This is a genomic window from Acidimicrobiales bacterium, assembly GCA_016794585.1.
Classification (GTDB): domain Bacteria; phylum Actinomycetota; class Acidimicrobiia; order Acidimicrobiales; family DATDAH01; genus JAEUJM01.
The window spans coordinates 162,926-189,630 of record JAEUJM010000005.1; the positions used below are offsets into that span (position 1 = coordinate 162,926).

Here is a 26,705-nt window from a genome sequence, read left to right on the forward strand (position 1 = left end):
GGTCGCGGCACCGCGGGGTGACGCCGTCCCCTAGTGTCTGTGCACCACATCGCCATCCGGGGGGACACCGATGCGCACGCACCGTCGCTTTCTGATCGTCCTGTCGAGCCTGGCACTGGTCGCGGCGGCGTGCGGCAACGCCGGCGAGGACAGCGCCGACGAGCAGACGGACGGCACGGAGGCAGCCGCCAACGTCGACGACGGCGAGGTCAGCGACGCCGCCGACGACGAGTTCGTGGCCGTCGACCAGCCCGGCGTCACCGACGACACCATCACGGTCAGCGGTGTCGCCTCGGTCACCAACCCGCTCGGCGCCCCCTACGGCCAGGTGTGGGACGGCGTGGACGCCTACTTCGCCATGATCAACGACGAGGGCGGCATCTACCAGCGCGACCTGGTGCTGCCCGAGGACAACCGCCACGACGACCAGTTCGCGCAGAACCAGACCGAGGTGCAGCGCATCATCACCCAGGACGACCCGTTCGCGGTCGTCGGCGTGGCCACCTTGAACTTCGCCGGCGCCGACCTGCTGGTGGACGAGAACATCCCGACCTTCGGCTGGAACATCCAGCAGGAGTGGCAGAACGGGCCCAACCTGTTCGGGGAGAAGGGCTCGTTCCTGGACTTCACCGGCGGTGGGCCCCTGCTGCCCTTCCTGGCCCGGGAGACCGGCGCCGAGAAGATCGGCGTGCTCGCCTACAACGTGCCGCAGTCGTCGGACTGCCTGACCGGCATCGAGAACAGCTTCGACGAGTACGGCGCGGATGCCGGCGCCGAGGTCGCTTTCGCCGACAGCTCGCTGGCGTACGGCACGACCGACCTGAGCGTGCAGGTGCAGCAGATGAAGGACGCCGGCGTCGACCTGGTGACCACCTGCATGGACACCAACGGCGTCACCACCCTGGCCCGGGAGATGGAGCGACAGGGCCTCGACGCCCCGCAGTACCTCCCCAACGGCTACGACTACGACCTCATCGGCGACTTCGGCGACCTCTTCGAGGGCTCCTACGTCCTCACGGGCTTCACCCCCTTCGAGTTCGAGCCCCAGCCCCAAGGCATCCAGGACTACCTCCAGTGGGTGGACGAGACCGGCGGCACCGTCGGTGAGCTGTCGCTCGCCGGCTGGCTGAGCGCGGCGCAGTTCGTCACCGGCCTGCGGGCCGCCGGGCCCGACTTCACCCGGGACAAGGTCGTCGACGGCCTCAACGCCGTCACCGACTTCACCGGCGACGGCATCGTCGCCGGCACCGACTGGACCATCGCCCACGAGGCCGACGGACCGCAGCTCTGCTACGCCCTGTCGCAGATCCAGGACGGCGAGTTCGTGCCCAGCTTCACGACCGAGGGCAAGCCGTTCATCTGCTTCGACAACGGCGCCGCCTCGCTGCCCGACGAGCCCGACCACCAGGACTGAGGCGGCACCGCTCGCGCCTCTGCCATGACCGAGCTGATCAGCTACGCCATCCGCGGCTTTCCCATCGGGTGCGTCTTCGCGCTCATGGCCGTGGGCGTGGTGCTCACCTACAAGACCTCTGGCGTGTTCAACCTGGCCTTCGGCGCGCAGGCATTCGTCAGCGCCGCGGTGTACTACGAGACCCGCGTCCGCCACGACTGGCCCATCCCCCTGGCCTTCCTGGTGGCGGTGGTGCTGCTCGGGCCCGCCATCGGCTACGTCCTCGACCGGGCGCTGTTCCGCCACCTGCGCACCGCATCGCCGCTCGCCAGGCTCGTCACCTCGCTCGGCCTGCTCGTGGCCATTCCCCAGATGGTGCAGATCTGGTTCGGCAGCAGCCCCGCCTACAACCCCCTCGGCATCGCGCCCGACCCCGGGCGCATCTACCGGTGGGGTGACTACGCGCTCGACGCCAACCAGGTCGCCACCATCGTGGTCACCGTCCTCGTCGTGGCGGCGCTCACGGTGCTGTTCCGCTTCACCTCGCTCGGCCTGCGGATGCGGGCGGTCGTGGAGAGCCCCCGTATGAGCGAGCTCAACGCCATCAACGCCGATCGGGTCGGGAGCGCGGCGTGGATGATGTCGAGCTTCCTCGCCGGACTCGCCGGCGTGCTGCTCGCTCCCCTGTTCGCTCAGGTCGAAGCCAACGGCTTCTTCACGCTGCTCGTCGCCGCGGTGGCCGCCGCCGCGTTCGGCGGTCTGACCAGCATCCCCCTCACCTTCGCCGGCGGCATCGCCCTCGGCGTCCTGCAACAGGTGCTGGCCGGCTACCTGCCCGCCGACAGCATCCTGTCGCAGGGGCTGCGCCCCGCCCTGCCGTTCCTCGTGCTCTTCCTGCTGCTGCTCTTCTGGCCCGCCCTGCGGGGCCTGGGACGCACCGCCGATCCCCTGGCCGGTGTCGACCCGCCGCCGCCCGCGCCCGCCGCGTCCGTGCGCTCCGAAGGCATGACCGTGGCCACCCGCGTGCTGGCGGTCACCACGATCGTGCTGTTCGTGCTCGCCACGCTGTTCTGGTTCGACGACTTCTGGCTGCTGTTGTTCACCAAGGGCCTGATCTTCGGCGTCATCTTCCTGTCCATCACCGTCATCACCGGAATGGGAGGCCAGGTGTCGCTGTCCCAGGCCGCCTTCGCCGGCGTGGGCGCGTTCGCCACCGGCCAGCTCGTCCAGGGCCTCGGCCTGCCGGTGCTGCCCACGATGTTCGTCGCCGCCCTCATCGCCGCCGCCGTCGGCGCGGTGCTGGCCATCCCCGTGCTGCGCCTCGACGGGCTCTACCTCACCCTCGCCACGCTGGCCTTCGCCCTGATGTGGGAGAACGTGCTCGTCCCGCAGACCTGGGTGAGCGGCGGACCGCTCGGCGTCGACGTCCCCCGCCCCCTCGTCGGTCCGATCGACTTCACCGACGACCGCGCCTTCCTGCTGCTGTGCCTCGTGATCCTCGCGCTCGTCGGGGTGGTGGTGCTGCTGGTGAAGCGCGGCACCACCGGTCGGTACCTCGACGCTTTGCGGGGCAGCGAGCTGGCGGCGGCCTCGATCGGCATCGACCGCAAGCGCGCCCGCATCACCGCCTTCGCGCTCTCGGCGGGCATCGCCGGACTCGGCGGCGGCCTCCTCGCCTCGCAGACGGGCCGGGCCACCGCCACCGACTACGTGTTCTTCCTCGGCCTGTTCTGGGTGGTGATGGTGGTCACCCTCGGCGATCGCTCGGTGCAGGCCGCCATCACCGCGGGCATCTCGTTCATGCTCGTACCCGAGTTCCTCAGCCGCCTCGACCTCACCTTCCTCCCCGAGATCCTCAACCCGGCCGAGAACCCCGCGGCGATCTCGTCGATCCTGTTCGGCCTCGGCGCCCTCACCTACGCCAAGCACCCCGAGGGGATCCTCGAGCACCAGACCCGGGCGTCGTTGGAGGCCACCAACCGGCTGCTCGCCCGCCTGTCCCGACGGACCGACCCCCCGCCCGCCTCCACCGACCCGGACGGGCCGATCGCGGTGCCCAGCGGATCGGGAGGCCCGACGTGAGCCTTCTCGAGGCCGACTCGGTCACGAAGCACTTCTCGGGCGTGACCGCCCTCGACCAGGTGTCGTTGTCGGTCGAGCCCGGCGAGATCGTCGGGCTGATCGGCCCCAACGGCGCCGGCAAGACCACGCTGTTCAACTGCCTCTACGGCGTGCTCGCCCCGGACCGGGGGCGGGTCAGGTTCGCCGGCCAGGACGTCTCGTCGCTCCAGGTCCACCGGCGGGCCCGGCTGGGCATGGGCCGCACCTTCCAGCGCATCGAGCTCTTCGCGGGCATGACCGTGCGGGACCACCTGCTGGTGGCCGAGCGGGCCCGGCGCGCCGACGGCGGCCTGCTGAAGGACCTCCTCGGGCGCAGCGCGCCGTCGGGGGACGAGCGGGAGCGCGCCGCGGCCACTCTCGCCCTGCTCGGCCTCGACGAGGTCGCCGACCGGCCCATCGAGTCCCTCAGCCTCGGGCGGGGCCGCCTGGTCGAGCTGGGCCGGGCCCTCATGATCGAGCCCACCCTGCTCCTGCTGGACGAGCCGTCCTCCGGTCTCGATCACCGAGAGACCGACGAGATGGCCGAGGTGCTCGACACGGTGCGGGCCGAGCGGGGCACGGCCATCCTCCTCGTCGAGCACGACGTGGCCATGGTGCGGCGGGTCACGGGCCGCCTCTACGTGCTCGACTTCGGTCAGCTGATCGCCCAGGGCCCCACCGCCGACGTGATCGCCGACGCCGCCGTGCGCCAGGCCTACCTCGGGGACACGGTGTGACCGCGCCGCTGCTCGAGCTCGAGCACGTGGACGCCGGCTACGGGCCCTTCCGGGCGTTGTTCGACGTGTCCTTCTCCGTCGACGAGGGCCGGGCGCTCGCCCTGCTGGGGTCCAACGGCGCCGGCAAGACCACGGTCGCCAGGGTGTGCTCGGGGCTCGTCGCCCCGACCGCCGGCACGGTGCGGTTTCGCGGCGACGAGGTCACGGGCCAGCCCGCTTTCCGCCTGGCCCGCCAGGGCGTCGCCCACGCCCCGGAGGGCCGTTCGGTGTTCGCCACCCTCACCGTCGACGAGAACCTCGTCCTGTCGTTCCGCGAGGGCGCCAAGCAGGGCCACCCGGGCGTCGACGAGAGCCTCGCCGCCGCCTACGACGCCTTCCCCCGCCTCGCCACCCGCCGCCAGCAGCTGGCCGGGACGCTGTCGGGCGGCGAGCAGCGGATGCTCTCGCTGGCCCGGGTGCTGGTCCAGCCGCCGGCCCTGTTGATCGTGGACGAGCTCTCGCTCGGCCTCGCCCCGATCATCGTCAACGAGGTCTACGCCATGCTCGGCCGCATCAAGGCCGCCGGCACCACCCTGCTCATCGTCGAGCAGCTCGTCAGCCACGCCCTCGGCATCGCCGACGACGTCGTCCTGCTCACCAAGGGCCGCACCACCTTCGTCGGGCCCGTCGCCGAGCTCGGCGACCTCGACGCGCACTTCCTCGGCTGACGGTGGCCGGCGGACGCCGTCGGGCGTGTGCGGACGCGCGGCGACGGCCGCCGGCCCAAGGGAGACCGGCGGCCGTCGCTGACCGTGTCGACCGGGTGGTCGAGGGTGGAGCGTCCTACATCGGCGGCGCCGGGAGCGGACAGGTGCCCTGGAAGGCGATGGCGATGTCGGTGACGTACCGGGGTGTGGCGGTGGTGCCGATGCGCCCGATGCGGATGGCGTCGCCGTTGGTGAGGTCGATCCGGTAGAGGAACGACGTCGCGTCGGCCGAGGGCGAGGCCGGGTCGAGGGCGGCGTAGGGCGTGCCGTCGTTGCCCGAGATGTCGAAGCCGGCCCGGGCCCGGACGTTCACGCCCAACCCGCCGACCGCGTTCAGCACGCCGTCGTTGGGCGGCGCCTGCGTCGAGAGCAGGTCGAGGCGGGCGTCCAGGTCGTAGAGCGTCGTCGTGCGGGGCTGCGGCGGTGCCGGCGTCGGGTTGGGTGGGCCGCACTGGCTGTTGGTGTACGCCGCGGCGGTCACCTTTGGGTCCTCGGCGGCGAGAAAGCCGGTGTAGCCGAGCGACCCGTCGACGGTGACCGCGCCGGTGTCCACGTTGACCCGCAGGTTCTGCTCGGCGTCGCTGACGATGCGCAGGCGATCGACGGTCGGGTTGAAGTCGACGCCGAAGTGGCGGCCGTCGAGCGGTGTGCTGAGCACCGAGCGCTCCGTGGCCGCCCCGGAGGCGGGGTCGACCGTGTAGAGGCGATCGGCGTCGCCGACGGCCCAGAGCTCGCCGGTGGCGGGACGCACGTCGATGCCGACGAGGCGCTCCCCCGGCTGGAGCCCGGTGACCGTCACCGCCGACAGGATCGTTCCGGGCGCGTAGGTGCGGAAGCGCAGGATCTTGTTCGTGGTGGTGAGCGCGAACGCGGTCTGGTTGCTCGGCGCGCTCGAGGCCGGCGGTGCCGTCCCGACCAGTCCGAGGACGAGGATGAGGACCGCAGTCCCGAGGGCGAGGGTCCGACGCATGGGCAGCTCCTTGTGAGGGGTTTGGAGGATCTACGGAGCGGCGGCGCATCTGGATGACGGAACGACGACATCTGTCACCGCGACGTCACGACCGGCGCCGACGGGATCCGAAACCTCGCCACGTAACCGATGGCGCCCGCCGCCGGTCGAAGGGCCATGGCGCACGATTCCCACGAGCTCCCCGCCGACCATGACCACGACCAGGAGCACGACCACGAAGGGTTCCTCGACCGGGTGCGAGGGTGGGTGGACGTGCACGGCCAGATCGACGAGGCCATGTTCGCCCTCGCCGAGCAGGTGGTGCAATCGGAGGCCGGCGCCCTGTTCGACATGATCGACCGGTCGGTGCTCGATCGGGCGCACCTGCCCGACGCCATCGACCACGACACGGTGCTGTTGCCCCCCAACCCCCACAGCACCGCCGAGCAGGACGCCGTCCTCGCGCTGCTCGATCTGCTCCAGGGGGCCCAGGTCCCCGACGTCACCGCCCGCTTCGCCGCCTTCGCCGACGAGCACAAGGTCTTCGAGCGGGTGCTCGACGGCGAGACCTTCATCTTCCCGAGCAACCACCTCGAGCTCCAGGACCAGGGGCTGACCCTCGGCTACCTGCACCGGGTGGCGCGGGCGCAGGGCATCGACCGGATCGAGCACCACGTCACCTTGATGATCGGGCGCCTGCTCGGCTTCCTGCGCCTCGGCGACCGCAACGTCATCGACGACATCCTCCGCAAGGCCGCCGCCGTGCTGAAGACCTTCCCCGTCAGCGGCAGCGAGGTGATGGACGAGAACGTCATCACCGAAGCCGACCTCGACCGCCGCCTCAAGGTCTTCCGCAAGGTCTCCAACGAGCGCACCCGTCGCGAGTTCGAGCGCCTCGTGCGCTCCAGCCAGGGCGGCATCATCCTGCTGGCGGGTGGCGGGTCCCGGGACTTCCGCGACGAGCACGGCGACGTCTACATGAACCCGTTCGGCAAGAGCACCCGCTCGCTCATCGCCGACGCCTGCTCCCAGGGTGCGTGGGTCGTGCCCACCTTCGTGGACTACGACGCCGACGTCAGCCTGGTGGAGCTGGGCGAGCCCACCCGCCCCACCGACGGCGCCGGCGTGCACCACGTCGGCGAGGTCATCGCGGCGATGGGCAACATGGCCCGCGGCGTCGCCCGCACCGAGCACCCCGACGTCGAGCGCTTCCGCACCCGCATCTTCTACGAAGCGACCTAGGTCGGGGCGGGGACCGGGCTCAGGCCCGGTCGAACAGGACCGGGACCGTGTCGAGGAGCCAGGCGAGAGCCAGGCCGGCGAGCACGGCGAGGCACGCCGCCACCAGGGACAGGTCGTCGATCGCCTCGGCGGGCAGGGCGACCAGACCGACGACGCCGGCCACGGCCGGCCACGCCGCCTTGAGCAGCGTGCCGACCCCGACCCCACCGTCGTGGCCGGGGTTGCAGCCGCACGGCGCGTCGGGCCGGCGCACCAGCAGGAAGACCTGGAGGGCGACGAAGGCGACCCCGAGCAGCGCCATCGCCACCAACAGCGGTGACAGCGCCGCCGCACTCAGTCCGAACGACAGCGCCAGCACACCGCCGGCGCCGACCACGGCCTCGGCTCCCGTGACGCCCCACGCCACCGCCACCTCGGCGCCGTCGGGCCACAGACGCTGCGCCCGCAGCTGCCCGACGAAGGCCTCGCGCCAACGCAGGTGCCGGGCGGCGGAGACTCCGAGCAGCACGAACCCGCTCACCACCACGGCGACCGCCACCACGTCGAGCATCGCGGCGAGCGTACCCATGACGTCCTGGCACCGGATCTCGCTGCCCTGGCACCGAAATCTGGTGCCAGTTCGAGTGGACGGGCACGCCGGGGAAAGGTGACGCCCGTGTCAGGTAGCTTCGCGGTGTGGCCGAACCTCCTGCTGCGGTGCTCCCGACGACCATGCCGGCGGCGATCTACCGCTCGCCCGGCAACCTCGAGGTGACCGAGCACCCGGTGCCCGAGCTCGGGCCCGAGGACGTCCTCATCGAGATCGACTACTGCGGGGTGTGCGGGAGCGACCTGCACATGGTCATCGAGGGGTGGGGCACGCCAGACACCATCGAGGGCCACGAGTACGTCGGCACCGTCGCCGCCGTGGGCGACGCCGTCGACGAGTGGTCGGTCGGCGACAGGGTCGTCGGCGGCGCCAGCCGGCGCTGCGGGCGGTGCGAGCACTGCCTCGACCACCGCCCCTCGCTGTGCCTCGAGCGGGGTACCCCGGGCCTGGAACCCTTCCAGGGTGCCTTCGCCCGTTACAAGAAGAACCACCGAGCCGAGGTGCTCGCCCTCCCCGAGGGCATGGCGCCACGGGTGGCCGCCCTCGCCGAGCCGCTCGCCGTCGCCCTGCACGCCATCACCCGCAGTGGCATCCAGCACGGCCAGAGCGCCCTCGTCTTCGGCGCCGGACCCATCGGCTCGCTCGTCATCGCGGCACTGCGCGCCAAGGGCGTCGGCCGGGTCGGCGTGGTCGAGCCCAACCCGGTCCGCCGGGACCTCGCCGTGGCCGTCGGCGCCACCGACGCCTTCGTCCCCGAAGAGCTGCCGGCGTTCGACCAGGCCGATCCCGGCGGGCTCTCCGACGACCCCTGGGACATGGTCTTCGAGTGCTCCGGCAACCGCCGGGCCATGGAGGCCGGCCCCTCCCAGCTGAAACGCGGCGGCACCCTCGTGTTCGTCGGCGCCGGCATCGAGCGCCCCAAGTTCGACCCCAACCGGATCCTCATGAACGAGCTGACCATCACCGGCTCGTTCATCTACGACGAGGGCGGCTTCGCCGACGCCCTCGAGCTGCTCGCCACCGGCGCGCTGCCCACGGACCGCCTGCTCGAGCCCGGGGCGGTGCCCCTGTCCGGGATGCTCGAGGCCATGCAGGGCCTCGCCGAGGGCCGCATCGGTGGCAAGGTGCTCGTCTCCCCGACCGGGAAGGACTGATCGTGAGCAAGAAGGCTCGATCCCCGCAGTTCAACCACGTGGCGCTGTCGCTGCCCGCCGACGCGCTCGACGAGGCCGGCCGAGCCGCCATCTGCGACTTCTACGGTGAGGTGTTCGGCTTCGAGGAACTGCCCACCATGACCCTCGACCGCGAGCGCCTCATCCTCAAGGCCTGGACCTACGAGCAGTTCATCTACCTCATCGCCGACGACTCCCCCATGCAAGCGCCCCGCCTGGACCACTTCGGCTTCGGGGTCGGCACCCTGGCCGAGTTCGACGCCCTGTACGCCCAGGCCAAGAGCTACCGGGCCAAGGACGACCGGGTCGACCTCATCGAGCGCGACATCGACGACTACGGCGGCCTGAAGATCCACAACTTCTACGTGGGCTTCCTCCTCCCGATGATGGTCGAGATCCAGCACTGGGAGTTCGTGCCCCACGAGGCCATCGTCGACCCCGGCGAGGCGACGGTCAGCGAGGGCGACCCGGCCACCCACCCATGACGACCCTGCGCTGGGGCGCTTTCGTCCCACAGGGCTGGAAGCTGGAGTACGCCGGCATCGGTGCCGCCGAGGCGTGGCACCGCTCGCGCGAGATCGCCCTGCTGGCCGAGCAGATCGGCTACCACCACCTCTGGGTCTACGACCACGTCGAGACCGTGCCCCGCCGCGAGCCCGAGGTGTGCTTCGAGGCCTGGACCATGCTCGGCGCACTCGCCGAGGCGACCGACCGTGCCCAGCTCGGCCAGATGGTCACCTGCGTCGGGTACCGCAACGCCGGCCTGCTGGCCAAGCAGGCCGCCAACATCGACGTGTTCTCGGGCGGCCGCCTCATCCTCGGCGTGGGCGCGGGCTGGTACCACCAGGAGTACGCCGCCTACGGCTACGAGTACCCCTCCGACGGCGAGCGCCTGGCCCTGCTCGAGGAGACGGTCGAGGCGGTGAAGCGCCTCTGGACCGAGCCCTCGGTCACCTACGCCGGCCGCCACGTCCACCTCGACGGCGCCCTGTGCGACCCGAAGCCGCTCCAGCAGCTCCCGCCCGTGTGGATCGGCGGCGGCGGCGAGAAGGTGACCCTGCGCATCGCCGCCCAGCACGCCGACGCCACCAACTGGCAGGTGGGCCTCGCCGAGTTCGCCCACAAGTCCGAGGTGCTGCGGCGCCACTGCGACGCGGTCGGGCGCGACTTCGCCGACATCACCCGCACGCACGCCCCCGACTGCCTGCTCTTCGACTCCGATGCCGACCTGCGACGCTGGCTCGACTCTCCCGGCGGCGGCCACCTCTGGGGCAAGGAGGATCCCGACACCTACGTCCGGGACAACTTCGTCGGCACCGACGAGGTCGTGGCCGAGAAGGTGCAGGGCTTCGTCGACGCCGGCTGCCGCGAGTTCGTGCTCTGGTTCCGGGACTACCCCGGCGTCGAGAGCCTCGAGCGCTTCATGGCCGACGTCGTTCCCCGGATCTCCACGCCCTGAGGGGCATGCCGCCCGTCGGGCGACCCCTACCATCACCCCCGTGAACCTCAGCGACATCGACCTGTACGACCCCGACAACTACGTCGCCGGGGTGCCCCACGAGATGTTCGCCACCCTGCGGCGCGAGGCGCCGGTGTTCTGGCACGAGCACCCCGACGGGGGTGGGTTCTGGTGCGTCACCAGGTACGACGATCTCGTCACCGTGAACCGGGACACCACCCTGTTCTCGTCGTGGGAGGGCAGCTCCTTCCTCAACACCCCCGAGGGCGGGGACCTCGAGACGACCCGGCTGATGATGCTCAACATGGACCCGCCCGAGCACACGAAGCTGCGCATGATCGTCAACCGGGGCTTCACCCCCCGGCGCATCAAGGAGCTCCAGGACATCCTCGCCCTGCGGGCCCGCACCATCGTCGACCGCATCGCCGCGGAAGGGTCGTGCGACTTCGTGGGCGACGTGGCCTGCGAGCTGCCCCTCCAGGCCATCGCCGAGTTCCTCGGCGTGCCCGAGGACGACCGTCACATGCTCTTCGAGTGGACCAACCGGCTCATCGGCTTCGACGATCCCGAGTTCCGCACCAGCGACGAGGACGGCAAAGCGGCCGCGGCGGAGATCTACGCGTACGCCCAAGGCCTGGCCGAGGACCGCCGGGCCCACCCCCGTGACGACATCGTGACCGCCCTCATCTCTGCGGAGGTCGACGGTGACCACCTGTCCGACCTCGACTTCAACCTGTTCTTCCTGCTCCTCGTTGTGGCCGGCAACGAGACCACCCGCAACGCCATCTCCCACGCCATGCTCGCCCTCATCGAGCACCCCGACGAGCGCCAGCGCCTGCTCGACGACCCGGACCTGCTCGACTCGGCCATCGAGGAGTTCCTGCGCTGGGCCAGCCCGGTGATGCACTTCCGCCGGACGGCCACGGCCGGCACCGAGCTGCACGGCCAGCCCATCGCCGCCGGTGACCGGGTCGTCATCTGGCACATCTCGGCCAACCGCGACGAGGACGTGTTCCCCGATCCCTTCACCTTCGACATCGGCCGCACCGCGGACAAGGGCGGCGCCCCGGTCGCGTTCGGGGGCGGCGGCGCGCACTACTGCCTGGGCGCCAACCTGGCCCGGGCCGAGATGAAGGTGATGCTCGGGGAGCTGCTCGGCCGCATCCCCGACATGGAGCTCGACGGTGACGTCGACCGCCTCCGCTCGAACTTCATCAACGGCATCAAGCGCATGCCGGTGCGCTACACGCCCGTCGCCTGAGGGCTCCGCCCAGGCGGCCGGCAGCGGCCGTCAGATCGCCCGCGCCGCCACCTTGGAGGCGATGGTCGCGCCCCACGTTCGGGCGTGCTCGATCTCGCCGTCCTCGAGGTGGGTGGTCTTCGTCACGAGGAAGCTCTCGGGCGGCACCACGAGCTCCAGGCCGTGGTGGCGGAGGCGCTTGGCGATGCCTTTCGACGCCCGGCCGGTGAAGGCCGGCGGCCCCTCCATCCGGGTGTCGAACGCCGCCGCGTCGGCCTCGAGGTCGCCCAGGGCGTCGAACCACTCACGCAGGCCGTCGCCTTCTGCGTCCGGGTCGGGCTCGATGCCCGCGCCCGGCTTCTCGGTGGCCTCGATGGCCGCCTTGCGGGTGCTCGGCCGGCTGAGCCCGTGGATGTGGGTGGGGCCACCCACCACGACCAGGTCGGCGCCGTTGGCGAGCTCGGCGTCGGCGTGGTGCACCGGCACCACGTGGACCTCACCCAGCTCGTGCAGCCCCTTGCCGATGGCCTCGGCCACCAGGTGCGTGCACCCCGTCTGCGACTCGTACACCACGACGCTGCGCATGGAACTCCTCCATCGTCTCGTCCTGGTACCAGCGTGCGCCCGACCCACCGGGAAGGGCAGGGCCGAACGTCAGGAGCTGCCCTCGAGGGCGGCCACGAGGCGGTCGGTCTGCGTGCGCTGCTCCTGGAGCATGCGGACCAGGACGAGACGCTGCTGGCGGGCGAGGGAGGCCCGGAGGTAGAGCGCCGCCCCGATGACGGTGACGGTCAGGCCGCCGATGCCGCCGGAGATCAGGTAGGGGATCTCCTTCCACACCTCGGAGACGCCCGACGCGCCGTACCAGCCCAGGGCGACCAGGGCCACGCCCACGACCATGAGGGCGATGCCCGCCTGGAGGGCCCGGCGCTCGCTCGAGGCGGCGGGGTCGGCCAGCTTGAGCTCGGCGAGGTCGGCGCGGAACTCATCGGCCCGGCTCGACCCGCCGGCATCGGCGGAATCGGTGGCGTCGGCGTCGTCGGTCACGAGGATGCTCCCAGGTAGGCGGCGGACAGCTCTTCTTCGAGGTCGTCGGGGGCACCCACACGGGTGACCCGGCCGTTGACCATGATGGCGGCGAGGTCGGCGACGCCCAGCACGGTGCGGGCGAACTGCTCGACCACGAGGATGGAGACCCCCGTCTCGGCCAGCTCGGCGACCAGCTGGTACAGCTCGGCCACCACGAGCGGGGCGAGGCCCATCGACAGCTCGTCGAGCAGGAGGAGGGCAGGGTCGGTGGCGAGGGCGCGGGCCATGGCCAGCATCTGCTGCTCACCGCCCGACATCGTGCCGGTGAGCTGGTTGCGACGCTCCCCCAGGCGGGGGAACCGGTCGTAGGCGATGGTCTCGATCTTCTCCAGGGGCACCCCGGTGAAGGTGGCCATCTGGAGGTTCTCGCGCACGGTGAGGTTGGGGAACACCCCGCGGCCTTCCGGCACGGTGCACAGGCCCCGGCGGGCGAGGTCCTCGGGGCGGGCCCCGTTCACCTTGTGACCGCCGAGCAGGTAGACGCCGGCGGTCGGCTCGTGCAGGCCGGACGCCACCCGCAAGGTGGTGGTCTTGCCCGCGCCGTTGGGGCCGAGCAGGGCGAACACGCTGCCCTCGGGGACGGCGAGGTCGACGCCGTGCAGCACCTGGATGCGACCGTAGGCCGCGGTGATGCCGCGGAGCTCGAGCAGGGGCTCGGTGGGCGCGGGCGACTCGGCGGGGACCTCGGCCTCGGCGCGGTGGCGGCGGAGGGTCACAGCGGCGCGCTCCCGAGGTAGGCGTCGAGCACCTTCTCGTCGGCCTGGATCTCCTCGGGGGTGCCCGTGGCGATGATGGAGCCGAAGTCCAGCACGGTGATCGACCTGCAGACCTCCATGACGAGGGGGACGTCGTGCTCGACCATCAAGATGGCGAGGCCGTCGCCCACGAGCGCGCGGAGCAGGTCGGCGAAGTCGCGCGTCTCGTTGTCGTCGAGCCCCGAAGCGGGCTCGTCGAGCAACAGCACCCGGGGCTCGATGGCGAGGGCCCTGGCCAGCTCCACCAGGCGGCACTGGCCGGTGGGGAGCGAGTCGACCCGCTCGCCGGCGACCGCACCCAGCCCGACCCGGTCGATCGTGGCGGCGACGGCGGCTTCGTTGCTCTTGCGCCCGCGGCGCCCCCGGCCCTGGATCTCGAGGGCAACGAGCACGTTCTCCCAGACCGACAGCGAGCTGAAGACCTCGAGCTTCTGGAACGTGCGGCCGATCCCCCGTCGCGCCCGCTTGTGGGTGGGCAGGTGGGTGATGTCGTCGCCCGCCAGCAGCACCCTCCCGCTGGTGGTCTCCTGGAGGCCGGTCAGGACGTTGAAGGTGGTGGTCTTGCCGGCGCCGTTGGGACCGATCAGCCCGGTGATGGCGCCGGCCTCGACCGACAGGTCGACCCGGTTCACCGCGACGTGGCCGCCGAAGCGGACCGTGATGCCTTCAGCTTCGAGCAGCGCCACGGACGGCCACCTCCTCCGGGTCGAGACCGAGCGCAGCGTCGACCGCGGCGAGCTCGGCGGCCGTCAGGGGATGCTCGAAGCCGGCGGTCATGATCGGCTCGGGGCCGCGATCCTCTTCGGGCCGCGAGCGCCCCTCGCGCACCCAGGCGGTGCCCCGCTTGCAGCCGGTCAACAGGTCGGCCACGAGCCCGTCGGGGTTGCGACTGAGGAGGATGCCGATGAGGCCGGGGGCGATGAGGGCGAAGTTGGTGATGAGGGGACCGATGAACAGGGCGCTGGCGAGGAGCGTGAAGTTCTCGCCGAGCGTGGAGAAGAACTGCAGGAGCAGGCCGCCCAGCAGGGCGCCGCTGACGAGGGCGATGCCGCCGACCACCCCCATGAGCAGGATGGGCAGGCTCTGCGCGAACAGGAAGGTCTCCGAGCTCACCGACCCGCTGACCCCCCCGAACAGCGCCCCGCCGATGCCGGCGATGCCCGCCGAGAACGCGAAGACGCCGACCTTGGTTCGGGTGAGGTCGAGGCCGAGGGTGGCGCACGCCGCCGGCGAGTCCTTCATGGCCTGGAGACGGCGACCGAACGGGCCCCGCCGCAACCAGATGACCCCGAGCCCCATGAGGGCGTAGAGGACCGCCAGCAGCACCAGGAAGGACCGGTCGTCCTCGAAGGTCAGGCCCAGGATCTCGGGCCGGGGCACCTCGATCGAGCCGGCGCCGAAGAACCACTTCTGGGTGAAGATGAAGTTCTCCATGAACACCGCGAACGCGGCGGTGGCCAACGCTAAGTAGATCCCCGCGAGACGCAGGGCGGGGAGGGCGACGATTGCGCCGACCACCGCGGCCAGGCCGGCGGCGGCCAGCAATCCGATGAGGGGGCCGGGCCCGTCGGCCACCTTCACCATGGCGAAGGCACCGAGGCCGGCGAAGGTCATCGCCGCCAACGAGATCTGGCCGCCGTAGCCCACCAGCGGGACGAGCGACAGGATGATGACCGCCGTGGCGAGCCCCAGGCTGAGGCGGGTGACGTTGGCCGTGCTCATCACCCGCGACGCGACGAGGGTCACGAACACGAGGGCGCCGGCCGCCACGACGGCGGAGCGCATCGTGGGCACCCGTGCCGACTCGCGCACGCGCTGCACGCCGCCGGTGCGCAGGCGCTCGCTGGGCAGGGCGATCAGGATGATGAAGAGCAGGATCACCGGGAGCGCCGGCTGGAGGCCGGCCAGCTCGAGGCCGCCGATGGTGCGGGTGTTCAGGTCGAGGTAGTTGGAGCTGTAGTTCTCGGTTATGCCGATGATGAGGCCGCCGGCGAAGGTGAGGGGCAGCGACTTGAGGCGCCCGAACATGGCGGCCGCGTACGCATTGACGATGAGCAGCGTCAGCGGCAGCACGCTCAACTGGAGCAACGGCGAGATGAGGATCCCGGACAGCGCGGCCAACGACGCACCGATGCCCCAGCTCAACATGGCCGAGCGCCCGGGGTTGCCGCCGTTGAGCTGGCTGAGGGCCCGGTCGTCCACGACGGCCCGCATGGCCACGCCCGAGCGCGTGCGGTACAGGAGGAAGCGCAGGCCGACCGCCACGGCGATGGCCACCACCACGATGACCATGCGGTGCCAGGTGACGTTGAGAGCGCCGACCGTCACCGAGTTGCCGGCGAAGAACTGGTCGACCCGACGCCCGGCCGGCGGCCACACGATGTTGGCGATGCCGATGGCCATGGCCAGCAGGCCGATGGTGACCACCGTGCTGGTGATCTCGGAGACCCCTTCGAGGCCCCGCATGATCACCCGCTCGACGACGGCGCCGAACAGCGGCGCCACCACCAGCAGGATGACCGCCAGCGCGATCGGTGCCGGCCAACCCCAGTCGAAGCGCAGCTGCCAGTAGGCGAAGGCACCGAGCATGCCGAAGGCGCCCTGGGCGAAGTTGAAGATGCCCGACGTGGTGTAGGTGACCACCAGGCCGCTGGCCGCGATGGCGTAGATGGCCCCGGTGGTGATGCCGAGGATGGTGAAGGTGAGCCAGTCGCTGAAGCCGCCCTGGAAGGCGATCAGGTACCCGCAGAGGCCGGCGAAGAGCGCCAGGCCGACGCCCCAGCGCCCCCGGTCACCCAGCCGGGTCACCCACCCTCCGATGCGCCCTCGCCGTAGTCACCGGTCAGCTCCACCACGTTCTCGGGGTCGCAGGAGAACCCCTCATCGGGGAAGGCCCGCTGGAAGCCACCGTCGGCGACCTCCATCTGGATGAAGCACTCGGTGATCTTGTTGTCGGCCGGGTTCGCCGGGGCGTGCATGCCGCCGCCGTTCCACTCGGTGATCTGGTCGAGCTGCTCCATGAGACAGTCGCGGGTGAGATCAGAGCCGCACTCCTTGGCCGCGGTGGCGAAGAGCAGTCCCGCCGAGAAGGCCTGCACGCCGAGCAGGGCCGGCTTGGCGTCGCCGCCGGCGGTCTGCTCCAGCCAGTCGAGGTACACCGCCAGGGCGGGGTCGACAGGGTCGTCCTCGAACGGCGAGGTGGTGATGCGGATGGTGGAGCCGTCGGCGACGGCGCCGGCGGTCTCGGGGTAGGCGTCGTCGTAGAAGTTGGCTTCGAGGTCGATGACTTCGGGCTCGAAGTTCTGCTCGTCCATGGCGTTCTGGAGGTTGACGAACTCCTCGAAGGTGGACGCCATGGCCACGTACTCGACCCCGGCGTCGCGCATGGCGACCACGATGGGCGTCCAGTTGAGCTCACCGATCTCTGCCGCCTGCTCGTAGACGAAGTCGAACCCGACTTGCTCGTAGGCCTCGATCTGGCGGGCGGCCTGACCCTCGGTCACGGGCAGGTTGCTGTAGATCATCGCCGCGTTGGCCGCCGCCTCGGGGTGCTCCTCCGCGATGTGTCGGGCCGCGCCGACGTTGAACTGGTAGGTGGCGTTGGGCAGCGGCTGGTAGACCCGGTCGGACTCGGCCTTGTCGGGGCTGATGGTGAAGCCGGCCACGTCGACGAGCTCGCAGTCCACCGCGGTCTGGGCGCCCGTCTCGTCGAGGGCGCCGCCGCCGCCGACCATGGCGAACGAGCTCTCACAGGCCTGCTGGACGACGGCGTTGTAGTCGAACAGGGCGGCGTCGAGGAGGGTGAGCTCGAGGGGACGGCCGTTGACGCCGCCCAGGCTGTTGCAGTACTCGACGAAGGCGGTCATGGCCTGGTGCACGCCGAGGTTCAGGCCCGGGGCGGCCTGCGCACCGGGATCGGCGATGGTGGAGATGGCGATGGCATCGTCGGTGACGCCCTGGTCGGTGGCGCCCGACGCGTCGCCCTCGCCGCACGGCGTGGGCAGGGTGCCGACCATGCCCTCGTCCGAGGGGGATTCCGAGCCGGCGTCGCCGTTGTCGCCGCCCGAGGTGTCCTCGGAGGAGGAAGCGGCCGTGTCCACGCCGGCGTCGGAGCCACCTTCGACCCTGGTGCCGCACGCGCTGATGAGCAGCAGCGCCGCCAGCGCCACCGCAAGGGTGCCCCGCCGATGCGCCATCAGCTGCCGGACCGGTTCCGCTCTTCGTAGACGAGGCGCAGCAGCCAGTAGCGGAGGTAGCCGGTGAGCGAGTACCGCAGCCAGACCACCATGCCGATCACGGCGAGGGCGAGACCGAGAACGCCGACCGAGATGTAGGTCAGCGAGTCGCGGCTGTCGGCCGCGCTGCTCGAGAGGAAGACCATCACGAGGGCCAGCACCGCGCCGGCCACGGCGAGGACGAGGCCCACGGTGGTGAGCTGGCGCTCGCGCTCGATCGAGCCCCCCTTGAGGCGCAGTCCCGCGACCTCGGCTTCGAATTCGTCCAGTCGGCTGGACCCCGCCTCGTTGTCAGTCATCGTTGCTCCCTCTCCGAGTTCGCAGATCGTAGAGGGCGGCGGCCCTCCACGTGTCGGTCATCGATCGCGTCACGTCCCGCCACCGAGGTAGGCGGCCGCCAGCTCGTCGCTGATCTCGGCCGGCGTGCCCGTCCGCTGCACCCGGCCGTGCAGCATGATGGCGGCCACGTCGGCCACGCCCAGCACCTCGTGGGCGAACTGCTCGACCACGAGGATCGAGGTGCCCTCCTCGGCGATGGCCTGCACCTGCTCGTAGAGCCCGCTCACGATGATGGGGGCCAGGCCCATCGAGAGCTCGTCGAGCAGCAGCACCGCCGGGTCGGTGGCGAGGGCGCGGGCCATGGCCAGCATCTGCTGCTCGCCGCCCGACATCGTGCCCGCCACCTGGGTGCGCCGCTCGGCCAGGCGCGGGAAGCGCGAGAACGACCGGTCGAGGATGGCGTCGAAGTCGGTCCCCGTGTAGGTGGCCATGCGCAGGTTCTCGGTGACCGTGAGGTTCGGGAAGATGCCCCGGCCCTCGGGCACGAGGCACACACCGGCGCGCGCCAGCGCGTCCGGGTCGGCACCGGTGATCCGACGGCCGCACAGCGCCACCGAGCCGCCCGTGGGCGCCATCAGGCCGCTGATCACCTTGAGAGTGGTGGACTTCCCGGCGCCGTTGGGGCCCAGCAGGGCGAACACGGTGCCCGGCGCCATCGCGAAGTCGACGCCGTGGAGGACGTCGATGTCGCCGTAGGCCGCGCGGAGGTCCACGACCTCGAGGATCGGGACCACCGCGGCACGCTCGTCGCCGGCGTCGAGGGTGTCCGGATGCACCGGCGGCACCACGGTGAGGCGCTCCTCGGCCTCGGTCTCGCGCTCGGCGCCCAGGTACGCCTCCTGCACGACGGGGTTCCCCTGGATCGCGGCAGGATCGCCGCTGGCGATGATCTCGCCGAAGTCGAGCACGAAGATCTGCTCGCACACGCCCATCACCAGGCTCATGTCGTGCTCGACGAGCAGGACCGCGAGGCCCTCGTCGGCGACCTGGCGCAACACGGTGGCCATCTCGTGGGTCTCGGCCTCGTTGAGGCCGGACGACGGCTCGTCGAGCAGCAGCACGCGGGGCTGGCTCGCCAGCGCCCTGGCCAGCTCGACCAGGCGGGCCTTGCCGGTGGGCAGGCTGTCCACGCGCTGGTCGGCGAGGTCGGTGAGGCCGATGCGCTCGAGCACGTCGGCCACGATGGCCTCGGGGTCGGCGGCCTTGTCCCGCGCCCAGCGCTTGCGGACCTCGGCCCCGACCAGCACGTTCTCGCGCACGGTGAGCAGGCTGAACAGCTCGAGGCGCTGGAAGGTGCGGGCCATCCCCTTACGGGCCCGCTTGTGCGGGGCGAGGCGCGACACGTCGCCCCCGTCGATGAACACGTGGCCTCCGGAGGTCTCCTGGAGGCCGGTGAGCGCGTTGAAGATGGTGGTCTTGCCGGCGCCGTTGGGGCCGATCAGCCCTGTGACCCGGCCCGCCTCCACCTCGAGGTCGACCTTGTTCACCGCCAGGTGCCCGCCGAAGCGGACCGACACCTCTCGGGCTTCGAGAAGCGCCATCAGCCCGCCCCCCGCGGACGGGCCAGCTCGGCGTAGCCCTCGACCTCGTCGAGGCCGAGCTCGTGGTCGATGAGGCGCAGGTCGTCCTCGGTGAAGTCCTCGTCGAAACCGAGCCGGTCGAGGTCGATCGTGGGCTCGGCCCGACCGACGGCCTTGGCCTGGCGCTTGGCCGCGGCCTCCCGGAAGCTCTTCGCGATCTCGTTGACCGCACCGTTGGGGTTCCGCCCGAGCGAGATGCCGAGCAGGCCCGGGGCCAGGAGGAAGAAGTTGGTGATCCACGTGCTCGCCACGACGTCCGGGATGATGAAGAAGAACAGGGCGTAGGACATGCCGCCGAAGAGCGCCCCGCCCACCGCCCCGATGCCGCCCGACACCGCCAGCAACACGACTGGCAGGCTCTGGAGGAACTGGAACCGGTCGGGGCTGACCGAGGTGAGCTGTCCCCCGTAGAGGGCGCCGCCGAGGCCGGCGATGCCCGCGGAGAGGGCGAACACCTGGAGCTTCGTCATGGTGAGGTTCAGGCCCAGCGTGGTGCACGCCGCCGGACTCGTCTTCATGGCCTGGAGGCGACGGCCGAACTCACCGCGGCGGATCAGCACCACCAGGATGGCGAGGAGTGCGAACACCGCCGACAACAAGATGAGGTAGGCCTGGTCGGACTCGAACGAGACGCCGAGCACCTCGAGGCGGGGCACGGCCAGAGCGCCGTTGGGCATGACGAGGCCCTGGTTGAACACCATGCGGTCCATGAACACGGCGAACGCGGCCGTGGCCAAGGCGAGGTAGAGCCCGCTCAGGCGAAGCGCCGGGAGGGCGACGAGGGCGCCCACCGCAGCGGTCACCACGGTGGCCAGGACGAGCCCCCACAGGTTGTTCTCGACCCCGAAGTTGCCCATGACCACGGCGCCGATGCCGGCGAAGGCCATGGGGGCGAGCGAGATCTGGCCGCCGTAGCCGACGAGCGGGACGAGCGAGAGCATGATGATGGCGAGGCCCATGCCCTGCGCCACCTGGCCGACGCGCAGGTCGCTGGCCATCTGGCCGAAGGCCCAGGCCACGCCCACCAGCACGAAGCCGCCGATCACCCACCGCCGGACGGTGGGCACGGGCAGGTACTCCCGGCTGCGCTGCTGGCCGGCCCCGCGCACCCGGGTGGGCGGCAGCACCAGCAAGACGATGAACAACAAGATGATGGGGATGGCCGGGCGGATGCCGGAGAGGCTGATGGGCGTCGAGAACTGGTAGCCGAAGACCGATGCGATCTCGGTGTCGCTGGGCAGGTAGCCCACGAAGTACGACTCGACGAGCCCGAGGATGAGCGCCCCGAGGAAGGTCAGAGGCAGGTTGCGCAGCCGCCCGATCATCGCCGCTGCGTAGGCGTTGATGACCAGCAGCGTGAGGGGGATGTAGGCGAGGTTGCCCTGGCTGCCCGCGAGCAGGATGCCGGCGAGTGCCGCGAGCGAGGTGCCGATGGCCCACGCCATCATCGAGGCGCGCCCGGGTCGCCCGCCGTTGAGCTGGCTGAGGCCCCGGTCGTCCACGACCGCGCGCATGGCCACACCGGTGCGGGTGCGGTAGAGGAAGGTGCGCAGCGCGATGGCCACGACGATCGCGGCGATCACGGTGATGAGGTCGTGCCAGGTGACGTTGACGGCGCCGAAGTCGACCTTCTCGGGGTCGAAGAAGCCGGCGAGCCGCCGGCCGGCCGCGGGGTAGATGATCGGGATCAGCTGGAACACGAAGAACAGCAGCGACACCGAGACCACGATCTTGATGACCTCGGTCGTGCCTTCGATGCCCCGGAAGATGACCCGTTCGATCAGCGCCCCGAAGGCCGGCGCGATGAACACGAGGACGATGACCAGCGCGATCGGCGCCGGCCACCCCCACTCGACGCGCAGCTGCCAGTAGAGGAACGCCGCGGCCATCCCGAAGGCGCCCTGGGCGAAGTTGAAGATCCCCGAGGTCGTGTAGGTGACGACGAGGCCGCTGGCCGCGACGGCGTAGATCGCGGCGGTGACGATCCCGAGGACGGTGAAGCTGAGGAACTGGCTCACGCCGGCACCTCAGCTCCACCGATCCCGGAAGAAGACCCGGGGACCATCAGGTCAGCCGGCGCTGGCCGAGTAGTCACCCTCGAGGGCGGCGACGTAGGCGTCGTCGCAGGCGAAGCCCTCACCCTCGGGCGCGTGGCGCACGAAGGCGCCGCCCTCGACCTGGAGGACGACGGTGCACGGGGGCCCGCTGTTGGTGGACGGGTCGGTCGGGGCGTGGAGGCCTCCGCCGGTCCACTCGGTGACCGAGCCGGCGGTGTCGAGCACGCAGGTGCGGGTGAGGTTCCCCTCGTCGTCGCAGGTCTTGGCCGCATCGGCGAACAGCAGCCAGCCCGACATCGACTGGGCGCCGAGGAGGGCGACCTTGCCGTCGATGGCCTCGACCAGCTCGATGTACTGCGCGGTGGCGGGGTTGGAGTCGGCCTCCTCGAACGGCACGAAGGCGTTGCGGATGGAGGTGCCCTCGGCGGCGTCGCCGGCGGCGTCCAGGTAGGCCTGGTCGTAGAAGTTGGCGTCCTGGAGAGTGACCTCGGGGGCGTAGTCGATCTCGCTCATGGCCTGCTGGAGCGCCGCCAGGTTCTCGCCCTCACCGACGAAGTTCAGCCAGGTGACCCCGGCATCCTTGATGGCGTTGGCGAAGGGGGCCCAGTTGGCCTCACCGAGCACGTTGTAGGTCTGCTCGTAGACGATGGTGGCGTCGTTCTGCTCGTACGCCTCCTTGGTGCGCTCGGCCTGCACCGTGAGGGTGGCGAGGTCGGCGTACACGATGCCCACGGCGTCGAGGGCGTCGGGGTTCTCCTCGGCGAGGATCTGGAGGGCACCGACCGGGAACTGGTTCGACGGGTTGGGGACCGGCTGCACCGTCCGGCTCTCCTGCACGACGCCCTCGCCGGACACGCCGGCCTTCTCGGGGGTCACGGAGAACCCGGAGATGTCGATGAGGCCACAGGCCTTGCCGGTGGTCTCCCACAGGTTGTCCTGCACGGCGCCGCCGCCGACCATGGCGAACTCCTGGTCGCAGGCGGCGTCGAGCTGGGGCTGGTAGTTGCTGATGGCGGCGTCGTACTGGGTCAGCTCGAGCTGGCGGCCGTTGATGCCGCCCTGCCCGTTGCACCACTCGACGAACGCCTCGCCGGCGTCGAAGATCTCCTGGTTGAGACCCGGGCGGCCGGTGAAGCCGGGATCGGCGACGGTACCGACGGCGATGGCGTCGTCCGAGATGCCCTGCACCTCGGCCGGGTCGGACGGGGCGGTCGTCGTGGTGGTCTCACCGCTGCCCTCGCCGCACGGCGACTCCATGTCGCCGAAGGTCTCGCCCCCGCCGTCGGCGGCGGCGGTGGTGTCCGTGGACCCTCCGGTGTCGTCGGTCCCCGAGGCGTCCTCGCCCCGGCTCGAACAAGCCCCGGCGACGAGCACCAAGGCGGCCAGCACGACGACCAGTCGGCGCAGCTTCATGAGTTCCCCCTGTATCGGTCTTCCACGATCCCGTGCGGGCCGACAGCGTCCCCCACGGCGGCGCACATCATGGCACAGGTCTTTCTGACGGGGAGTCAGGTCCGCGCGGCCGGCCCGCGCGTCACCCGCTGGTCGAGTAGTCGCCGACGAGGGTGAGTGGGTCACCTGTGCACTCGAAGCCCTCGTCCGGGGCGGTGCGCACGAAGGCGCCGTCGCGCACCTGGAGGATGACCGTGCAGTCCTGGGTCCCGGCCGTCATCGACGGGTCGGACGGTGCGTGCAGGCCGCCTCCGGTCCACTCCGTGACCGACGCCGCGGTGTCGAGGACGCACGACCGCGTGAGGGTGCCCTCGTCGTCGCAGGCCTTGGCCGACTGGGCGAACAGCAGCCAGCCCGACATGCTCTGCGCCCCCAGCAGTGCGACCTTTCCGTCGATCCCCTCCACGAGGTCGACGTAGGTCTGCGTGGCCGGGCTCTGGTCGGCCTCCTCGAAAGGCACGAAGGCGGTGCGGATGTAGGTGCCCTCGGCCGCGTCGCCCGCCGCATCGAGATAGGCCTGGTCATAGAAGTTGGTCTCCTGGAGGGTGACCTCGGGCGTGTAGTCGATCTCGCTCATCGCCTGCTGGAGGAGCGCCAGGTTGGCGCCCTCGCCGATGAAGGTGAACCACTCGACGCCGGCGTTCTTCAGCCCCTGGGCGAACGGCGCCCAGTTCGCCTCGCCGATGACGTTGTAGGCCTGCTCCGAGACCACGGTGGCGCCGAGGGCCTCGTAGGCCTCGATGGTCTTGTCGGCCTGGATCTGGAGGGTGGCGATGTCGCCGTAGACGATCCCGAAGTGGTCGAGCGCGTCCTCTTGGTCCTCCATCAACACCCGCATCGGGCTCACCGCGTACCGGTCCGAGGTGTTGGGCAGCGGCTGGACGGCCCGAAGGCGCTCGATCTCGGAGGGGTCCGCGGAGCCCGACTTCTCGGGGGTCACCGAGAAGCCGGCGATGTCGATGAGCCCGCAGGCGGCGCCGGTGGACACCCAGAGGTTGTCCTGCACGGCGCCGTCTCCGACGATGGCGAACTCGCGCCCACAGGCCTCCTCCATCCGCGCCTGGTACTCCGTGTACTTCGCGTCGTACTGCGTGAGCTCGAGCGGTCGGCCGTTGATGCCCCCCTGCTCGTTGCACCAGCCGACGAACGCCTCGCCGGCGTCGAAGATCTCCTGGTTCAGGCCCGGTCGGGCGGTGAAGCCGGGATCGGCGACGGTGCCGACCGCGATGGCGTCGGCGGTGACGCCCTGGGTCTCCTCGGAGCCTCCCTCGGGCGCCTGCGGGGCACCCTCGCCCTCCCCGCACGGCGACGCCATGTCACCGAAGGCCTCACCGGCGCCGGGACCCCTCGGGGCGCTGGTCGCGGTGGTCGCACTGGCGCCTCCGTCGCCGCCCGACGGATCGTCCCCCCGGTCGCTGCACGCTGCGGCGACCAGCATCAGGATCGCCAGTGCGCCCCACCACCTGCGTCGGGTCATCGTCGGTCTCCCCCCGGCTCGAGCCGCGCCATGCTGGCACACCGCCCCTCCCCCGGGGCATCGGTAACGTGCCGCCGTGCGCATCGACACCCAGCTCCGCGCCCCCCTCGCCGGCGCCGCCGACGAAGCCCGGGCCCTCCACGACGCCGGCTTCGACGGGGTCTTCACCTTCGAGGGCCCCCACGACGTGTTCCTCCCGTTGGCCCCCGCGGCGGCAGTGGCGGGACTCGACCTCTACACGAACCTGGCCATCGCCTTCCCTCGGAGCCCCACCCACCTCGCCCACATGGCCTACGACCTCCACCAGGCCTCGGGCGGCCGTTTCGCCCTCGGTCTCGGCACCCAGGTCCGGCCCCACGTCGAGAAGCGGTACGGGTCCACGTGGTCGAAGCCGGTGGCCCGCATGCGGGAGCTGGTCGAGGCCACCCGGGCCGTGCTCACCTGCTGGCAGGAGGGCGGCCGCCTCGACGTGCACGGCGAGTTCTACGAGCTCACCCTCATGCCGCCCACCTTCAACCCCGGCCCCCTCCCGTCGGGCCCGCCGCCGATCTGGGTCGGCGCCCTCGGCCCGAAGATGACCCGCATGGTCGCCGAGGTGGCCGACGGGCTCCTGGTGCACCCCTTCAACTCGGACCGCTTCGTGCGCGAGCACACGCTGCCGGGCATCGCCGAGGGCCTCGCCACGTCGGGGCGCGACCGCAGCGACTTCACCCTGGTCTGCGAGACGATCGTGTGCGCGTGGCGCGACGAGCAGGAGCGGGCGGCGGCCGTGGCCGGCGCCAAGGGGCTCCTCGCGTTCTACGGCTCGACGCCGGCGTACCGACCGGTGCTCGATGCAGAGGGGGCCGGCGACCTCCAGCCCGAGCTCAACCGGATGACCAAGGAAGGGCGGTGGGCCGAGCTCGGTGACCTCATCGACGACGACCTGCTCGGGCGCATCGCGGTCTGCGGCGAGCCGGCCGATGTGGCCCGTCAGATCCACGAGCGCTTCGACGGCGTCGCCGACCGGCTGGCCTTCTACACCCCCTACGCCATCGACCCCGCCCTCACCGCCGAGGTGCTCGACCGCCTGCGCTGATCGCCTCGCCCGCCGTCTCCGCCCAAAGCACCGCTTCCGGGTACTCGTAGGTGTTGTGCAGAACACATGCGAGTACCCAGAAGGCGAGATCCTGGCTGGGTCGGGTTACAGGCGCTCGGCGACGCTGGCGCAGGCGTCGGCCAGGGGCGGGGCGAACTCGGGCCGGGCGCAGAGCACGTGGCCGTGCTTGGTGAGGTGGATCTCCGAGCCCTTGATGGACCGGGCCATGTCCAGCTGCGTCTCGGGCTGGATGGCGCGGTCCTCGGTGGTCACGAGCACCGTCGTGGGGACGTCGATGTCTCCGATCCACGGGGCGGCGTCGTAGTTGCCGATGGCGTGCCCGGCCTCCATCAGCACACGCGGGTCGTGGCGGCGCATCTCCGCCGCCGCCCAGCGCTGGAGCGAGTTGGGACGGGCCCGATCCTGGCGGATGGGCATGAGCCGCTGCACCGAGCGACTGGGCAGGTGGGCGGCCAGCTGCCCCATGCGGGTGGTGGCGGCCAGCGTGGCCATGGTGCTCGTGAAGACGTACCGCTCGCGCCCGCCCTTCACGAACGAATGCCCGGTGGCGCACAGCACGAGCCCCCGCACCTTCTCGGGGTGGCGCTTCCAGAGCAGCTGCGACACCGGACCGCCCATCGAGTAGCCCACGGCGATGACAGGGCCGGCGTCCAGCTCGTCGATCAGCGCGGCGGCGTCGTCGGCACAGTCGGCCAGGCGGAACCGGCGCAGGGCCCGGATGCCGCGGCCGTGGCCACGCAGGTCCGGGGCGATGATGCGGAAGTGCCGGCCGAGCGTCTCGTACACCTGGAACCAGTTGAGGCCGGCGCTGGCGATCCACCCGTGCAGCAGCAGCAGGGTCGGGGCGCCGGGCGGCCCTTCCACTTCGCGGACGAAGGTGCGCCCGCGGCCGGGCAGCTCGACCCGCCGCCCCAGGGGCAACAGGGGTCCTTCCGGTGCCGCGGCGTCCACGACTGCACTTCCTTCCCCCACCACGGCCGAGTGTAGGCACCCCG

Annotated in this window: 24 protein-coding genes; 10 read left to right on the forward strand and 14 right to left on the reverse strand. The window is 71.2% G+C overall.

All coding sequences use genetic code 11. The features are described from left to right. Window positions 1-70: 70 nt before the first annotated feature. Genes JNK12_02725 through JNK12_02740 form a run of 4 tightly spaced genes read left to right on the forward strand, consistent with a single transcriptional unit; the run spans window position 71 to window position 4,937 of the window. Window positions 71-1,414 carry an ABC transporter substrate-binding protein gene (locus JNK12_02725; GenBank protein ID MBL8774813.1) on the forward strand — a complete coding sequence of 448 codons (1,344 nt, stop codon included), beginning with the start codon at window positions 71-73 and terminating at the stop codon, window positions 1,412-1,414. A gap of 24 nt (window positions 1,415-1,438) precedes the next feature. Then, window positions 1,439-3,475 (forward strand): ABC transporter permease, encoded by a 2,037-nt coding sequence (locus JNK12_02730; protein MBL8774814.1) that lies wholly within the window; start codon window positions 1,439-1,441, stop codon window positions 3,473-3,475. Continuing rightward, window positions 3,472-4,230, forward strand: coding sequence for an ABC transporter ATP-binding protein (locus tag JNK12_02735; protein MBL8774815.1), 759 nt, complete (start codon window positions 3,472-3,474; stop codon window positions 4,228-4,230). Before JNK12_02730 ends, JNK12_02735 begins: the two co-directional genes overlap by 4 nt. Then, window positions 4,227-4,937 carry an ABC transporter ATP-binding protein gene (locus JNK12_02740; GenBank protein ID MBL8774816.1) on the forward strand — a complete coding sequence of 237 codons (711 nt, stop codon included), beginning with the start codon at window positions 4,227-4,229 and terminating at the stop codon, window positions 4,935-4,937. Before JNK12_02735 ends, JNK12_02740 begins: the two co-directional genes overlap by 4 nt. A gap of 115 nt (window positions 4,938-5,052) precedes the next feature. Here JNK12_02740 and JNK12_02745 read toward each other — a convergent pair whose 3' ends face one another. Beyond that, window positions 5,053-5,946 (reverse strand): DUF4394 domain-containing protein, encoded by an 894-nt coding sequence (locus JNK12_02745; protein ID MBL8774817.1) that lies wholly within the window; start codon window positions 5,944-5,946, stop codon window positions 5,053-5,055. Between the two features lie 156 nt (window positions 5,947-6,102). Between JNK12_02745 and JNK12_02750 the strand changes: the two genes are divergently transcribed. Further along, a complete protein-coding gene (locus JNK12_02750; GenBank protein ID MBL8774818.1) occupies window positions 6,103-7,167 on the forward strand; it encodes a hypothetical protein in 1,065 nt (354 codons plus the stop codon). Between the two features lie 19 nt (window positions 7,168-7,186). On the opposite strand, the gene JNK12_02755 is transcribed toward JNK12_02750, so the two are convergent. Further along, entirely contained in the window at window positions 7,187-7,717 is a 531-nt protein-coding gene (locus tag JNK12_02755) for a hypothetical protein (GenBank protein MBL8774819.1), read from the reverse strand. A 125-nt stretch (window positions 7,718-7,842) separates the two neighbouring features. On the opposite strand from JNK12_02755, the gene JNK12_02760 reads away from it, so the two are divergent. The 4 genes from JNK12_02760 to JNK12_02775 are packed head-to-tail and all read left to right on the forward strand — an operon-like array spanning window position 7,843 to window position 11,648. After that, entirely contained in the window at window positions 7,843-8,910 is a 1,068-nt protein-coding gene (locus tag JNK12_02760) for an alcohol dehydrogenase catalytic domain-containing protein (protein ID MBL8774820.1), read from the forward strand. A 2-nt stretch (window positions 8,911-8,912) separates the two neighbouring features. After that, window positions 8,913-9,413: a hypothetical protein gene (locus JNK12_02765; GenBank protein MBL8774821.1), complete on the forward strand. Its 501-nt coding sequence runs from the start codon at window positions 8,913-8,915 to the stop codon at window positions 9,411-9,413. After that, window positions 9,410-10,387 (forward strand): TIGR03560 family F420-dependent LLM class oxidoreductase, encoded by a 978-nt coding sequence (locus JNK12_02770; GenBank protein MBL8774822.1) that lies wholly within the window; start codon window positions 9,410-9,412, stop codon window positions 10,385-10,387. The genes JNK12_02765 and JNK12_02770 overlap by 4 nt, the downstream gene beginning before the upstream one ends. A 40-nt stretch (window positions 10,388-10,427) precedes the next feature. Then, window positions 10,428-11,648, forward strand: a complete 1,221-nt coding sequence (locus tag JNK12_02775) for a cytochrome P450 (protein MBL8774823.1) — start codon at window positions 10,428-10,430, stop codon at window positions 11,646-11,648. A 30-nt stretch (window positions 11,649-11,678) separates the two neighbouring features. On the opposite strand, the gene JNK12_02780 is transcribed toward JNK12_02775, so the two are convergent. From JNK12_02780 to JNK12_02830, 11 genes are all read right to left on the reverse strand, one after another. Next, a complete protein-coding gene (locus JNK12_02780; GenBank protein ID MBL8774824.1) occupies window positions 11,679-12,212 on the reverse strand; it encodes a flavodoxin family protein in 534 nt (177 codons plus the stop codon). 69 nt (window positions 12,213-12,281) lie between these two features. After that, window positions 12,282-12,674 carry a hypothetical protein gene (locus tag JNK12_02785; protein MBL8774825.1) on the reverse strand — a complete coding sequence of 131 codons (393 nt, stop codon included), beginning with the start codon at window positions 12,672-12,674 and terminating at the stop codon, window positions 12,282-12,284. Further along, entirely contained in the window at window positions 12,671-13,432 is a 762-nt protein-coding gene (locus tag JNK12_02790) for an ABC transporter ATP-binding protein (protein ID MBL8774826.1), read from the reverse strand. The genes JNK12_02785 and JNK12_02790 overlap by 4 nt, the downstream gene beginning before the upstream one ends. Beyond that, on the reverse strand, window positions 13,429-14,157 hold the full coding sequence (locus JNK12_02795) for an ABC transporter ATP-binding protein (protein ID MBL8774827.1): 729 nt from the start codon (window positions 14,155-14,157) through the stop codon (window positions 13,429-13,431). The genes JNK12_02790 and JNK12_02795 overlap by 4 nt, the downstream gene beginning before the upstream one ends. Further along, window positions 14,138-16,279, reverse strand: coding sequence for an ABC transporter permease (locus tag JNK12_02800; GenBank protein ID MBL8774828.1), 2,142 nt, complete (start codon window positions 16,277-16,279; stop codon window positions 14,138-14,140). Before JNK12_02800 ends, JNK12_02795 begins: the two co-directional genes overlap by 20 nt. Then, window positions 16,276-17,667 (reverse strand): ABC transporter substrate-binding protein, encoded by a 1,392-nt coding sequence (locus JNK12_02805; GenBank protein ID MBL8774829.1) that lies wholly within the window; start codon window positions 17,665-17,667, stop codon window positions 16,276-16,278. Before JNK12_02805 ends, JNK12_02800 begins: the two co-directional genes overlap by 4 nt. Beyond that, window positions 17,667-18,005 (reverse strand): hypothetical protein, encoded by a 339-nt coding sequence (locus JNK12_02810; GenBank protein ID MBL8774830.1) that lies wholly within the window; start codon window positions 18,003-18,005, stop codon window positions 17,667-17,669. The genes JNK12_02805 and JNK12_02810 overlap by 1 nt, the downstream gene beginning before the upstream one ends. 69 nt (window positions 18,006-18,074) lie before the next feature. Continuing rightward, on the reverse strand, window positions 18,075-18,977 hold the full coding sequence (locus tag JNK12_02815) for an ATP-binding cassette domain-containing protein (protein ID MBL8774831.1): 903 nt from the start codon (window positions 18,975-18,977) through the stop codon (window positions 18,075-18,077). Between the two features lie 608 nt (window positions 18,978-19,585). Further along, on the reverse strand, window positions 19,586-21,643 hold the full coding sequence (locus tag JNK12_02820; GenBank protein MBL8774832.1) for an ABC transporter permease: 2,058 nt from the start codon (window positions 21,641-21,643) through the stop codon (window positions 19,586-19,588). A 51-nt stretch (window positions 21,644-21,694) separates the two neighbouring features. Further along, a complete protein-coding gene (locus JNK12_02825; GenBank protein MBL8774833.1) occupies window positions 21,695-23,095 on the reverse strand; it encodes an ABC transporter substrate-binding protein in 1,401 nt (466 codons plus the stop codon). Between the two features lie 121 nt (window positions 23,096-23,216). After that, window positions 23,217-24,611 carry an ABC transporter substrate-binding protein gene (locus tag JNK12_02830; protein MBL8774834.1) on the reverse strand — a complete coding sequence of 465 codons (1,395 nt, stop codon included), beginning with the start codon at window positions 24,609-24,611 and terminating at the stop codon, window positions 23,217-23,219. A gap of 76 nt (window positions 24,612-24,687) precedes the next feature. Here JNK12_02830 and JNK12_02835 point away from each other — a divergent pair, with 76 nt between their 5' ends. Continuing rightward, a complete protein-coding gene (locus JNK12_02835) occupies window positions 24,688-25,689 on the forward strand; it encodes a TIGR03617 family F420-dependent LLM class oxidoreductase (protein MBL8774835.1) in 1,002 nt (333 codons plus the stop codon). Between the two features lie 105 nt (window positions 25,690-25,794). On the opposite strand, the gene JNK12_02840 is transcribed toward JNK12_02835, so the two are convergent. Beyond that, a complete protein-coding gene (locus JNK12_02840; protein MBL8774836.1) occupies window positions 25,795-26,682 on the reverse strand; it encodes an alpha/beta hydrolase in 888 nt (295 codons plus the stop codon). Window positions 26,683-26,705 lie beyond the last annotated feature (23 nt).

Coding starts and splice junctions, on each gene's coding strand:
- JNK12_02725 (MBL8774813.1), top strand. CDS start 71: ATGCGCACGCACCGTCGCTTTCTGATCGTCCTGTCGAGCCTGGCACTG.
- JNK12_02780 (MBL8774824.1), bottom strand. CDS start 12,212: ATGCGCAGCGTCGTGGTGTACGAGTCGCAGACGGGGTGCACGCACCTG.
- JNK12_02810 (MBL8774830.1), bottom strand. CDS start 18,005: ATGACTGACAACGAGGCGGGGTCCAGCCGACTGGACGAATTCGAAGCC.
- JNK12_02805 (MBL8774829.1), bottom strand. CDS start 17,667: ATGGCGCATCGGCGGGGCACCCTTGCGGTGGCGCTGGCGGCGCTGCTG.
- JNK12_02750 (MBL8774818.1), top strand. CDS start 6,103: ATGGCGCACGATTCCCACGAGCTCCCCGCCGACCATGACCACGACCAG.
- JNK12_02745 (MBL8774817.1), bottom strand. CDS start 5,946: ATGCGTCGGACCCTCGCCCTCGGGACTGCGGTCCTCATCCTCGTCCTC.
- JNK12_02730 (MBL8774814.1), top strand. CDS start 1,439: ATGACCGAGCTGATCAGCTACGCCATCCGCGGCTTTCCCATCGGGTGC.
- JNK12_02830 (MBL8774834.1), bottom strand. CDS start 24,611: ATGACCCGACGCAGGTGGTGGGGCGCACTGGCGATCCTGATGCTGGTC.
- JNK12_02755 (MBL8774819.1), bottom strand. CDS start 7,717: ATGCTCGACGTGGTGGCGGTCGCCGTGGTGGTGAGCGGGTTCGTGCTG.
- JNK12_02770 (MBL8774822.1), top strand. CDS start 9,410: ATGACGACCCTGCGCTGGGGCGCTTTCGTCCCACAGGGCTGGAAGCTG.
- JNK12_02825 (MBL8774833.1), bottom strand. CDS start 23,095: ATGAAGCTGCGCCGACTGGTCGTCGTGCTGGCCGCCTTGGTGCTCGTC.
- JNK12_02815 (MBL8774831.1), bottom strand. CDS start 18,977: ATGGGCGTGTGCGAGCAGATCTTCGTGCTCGACTTCGGCGAGATCATC.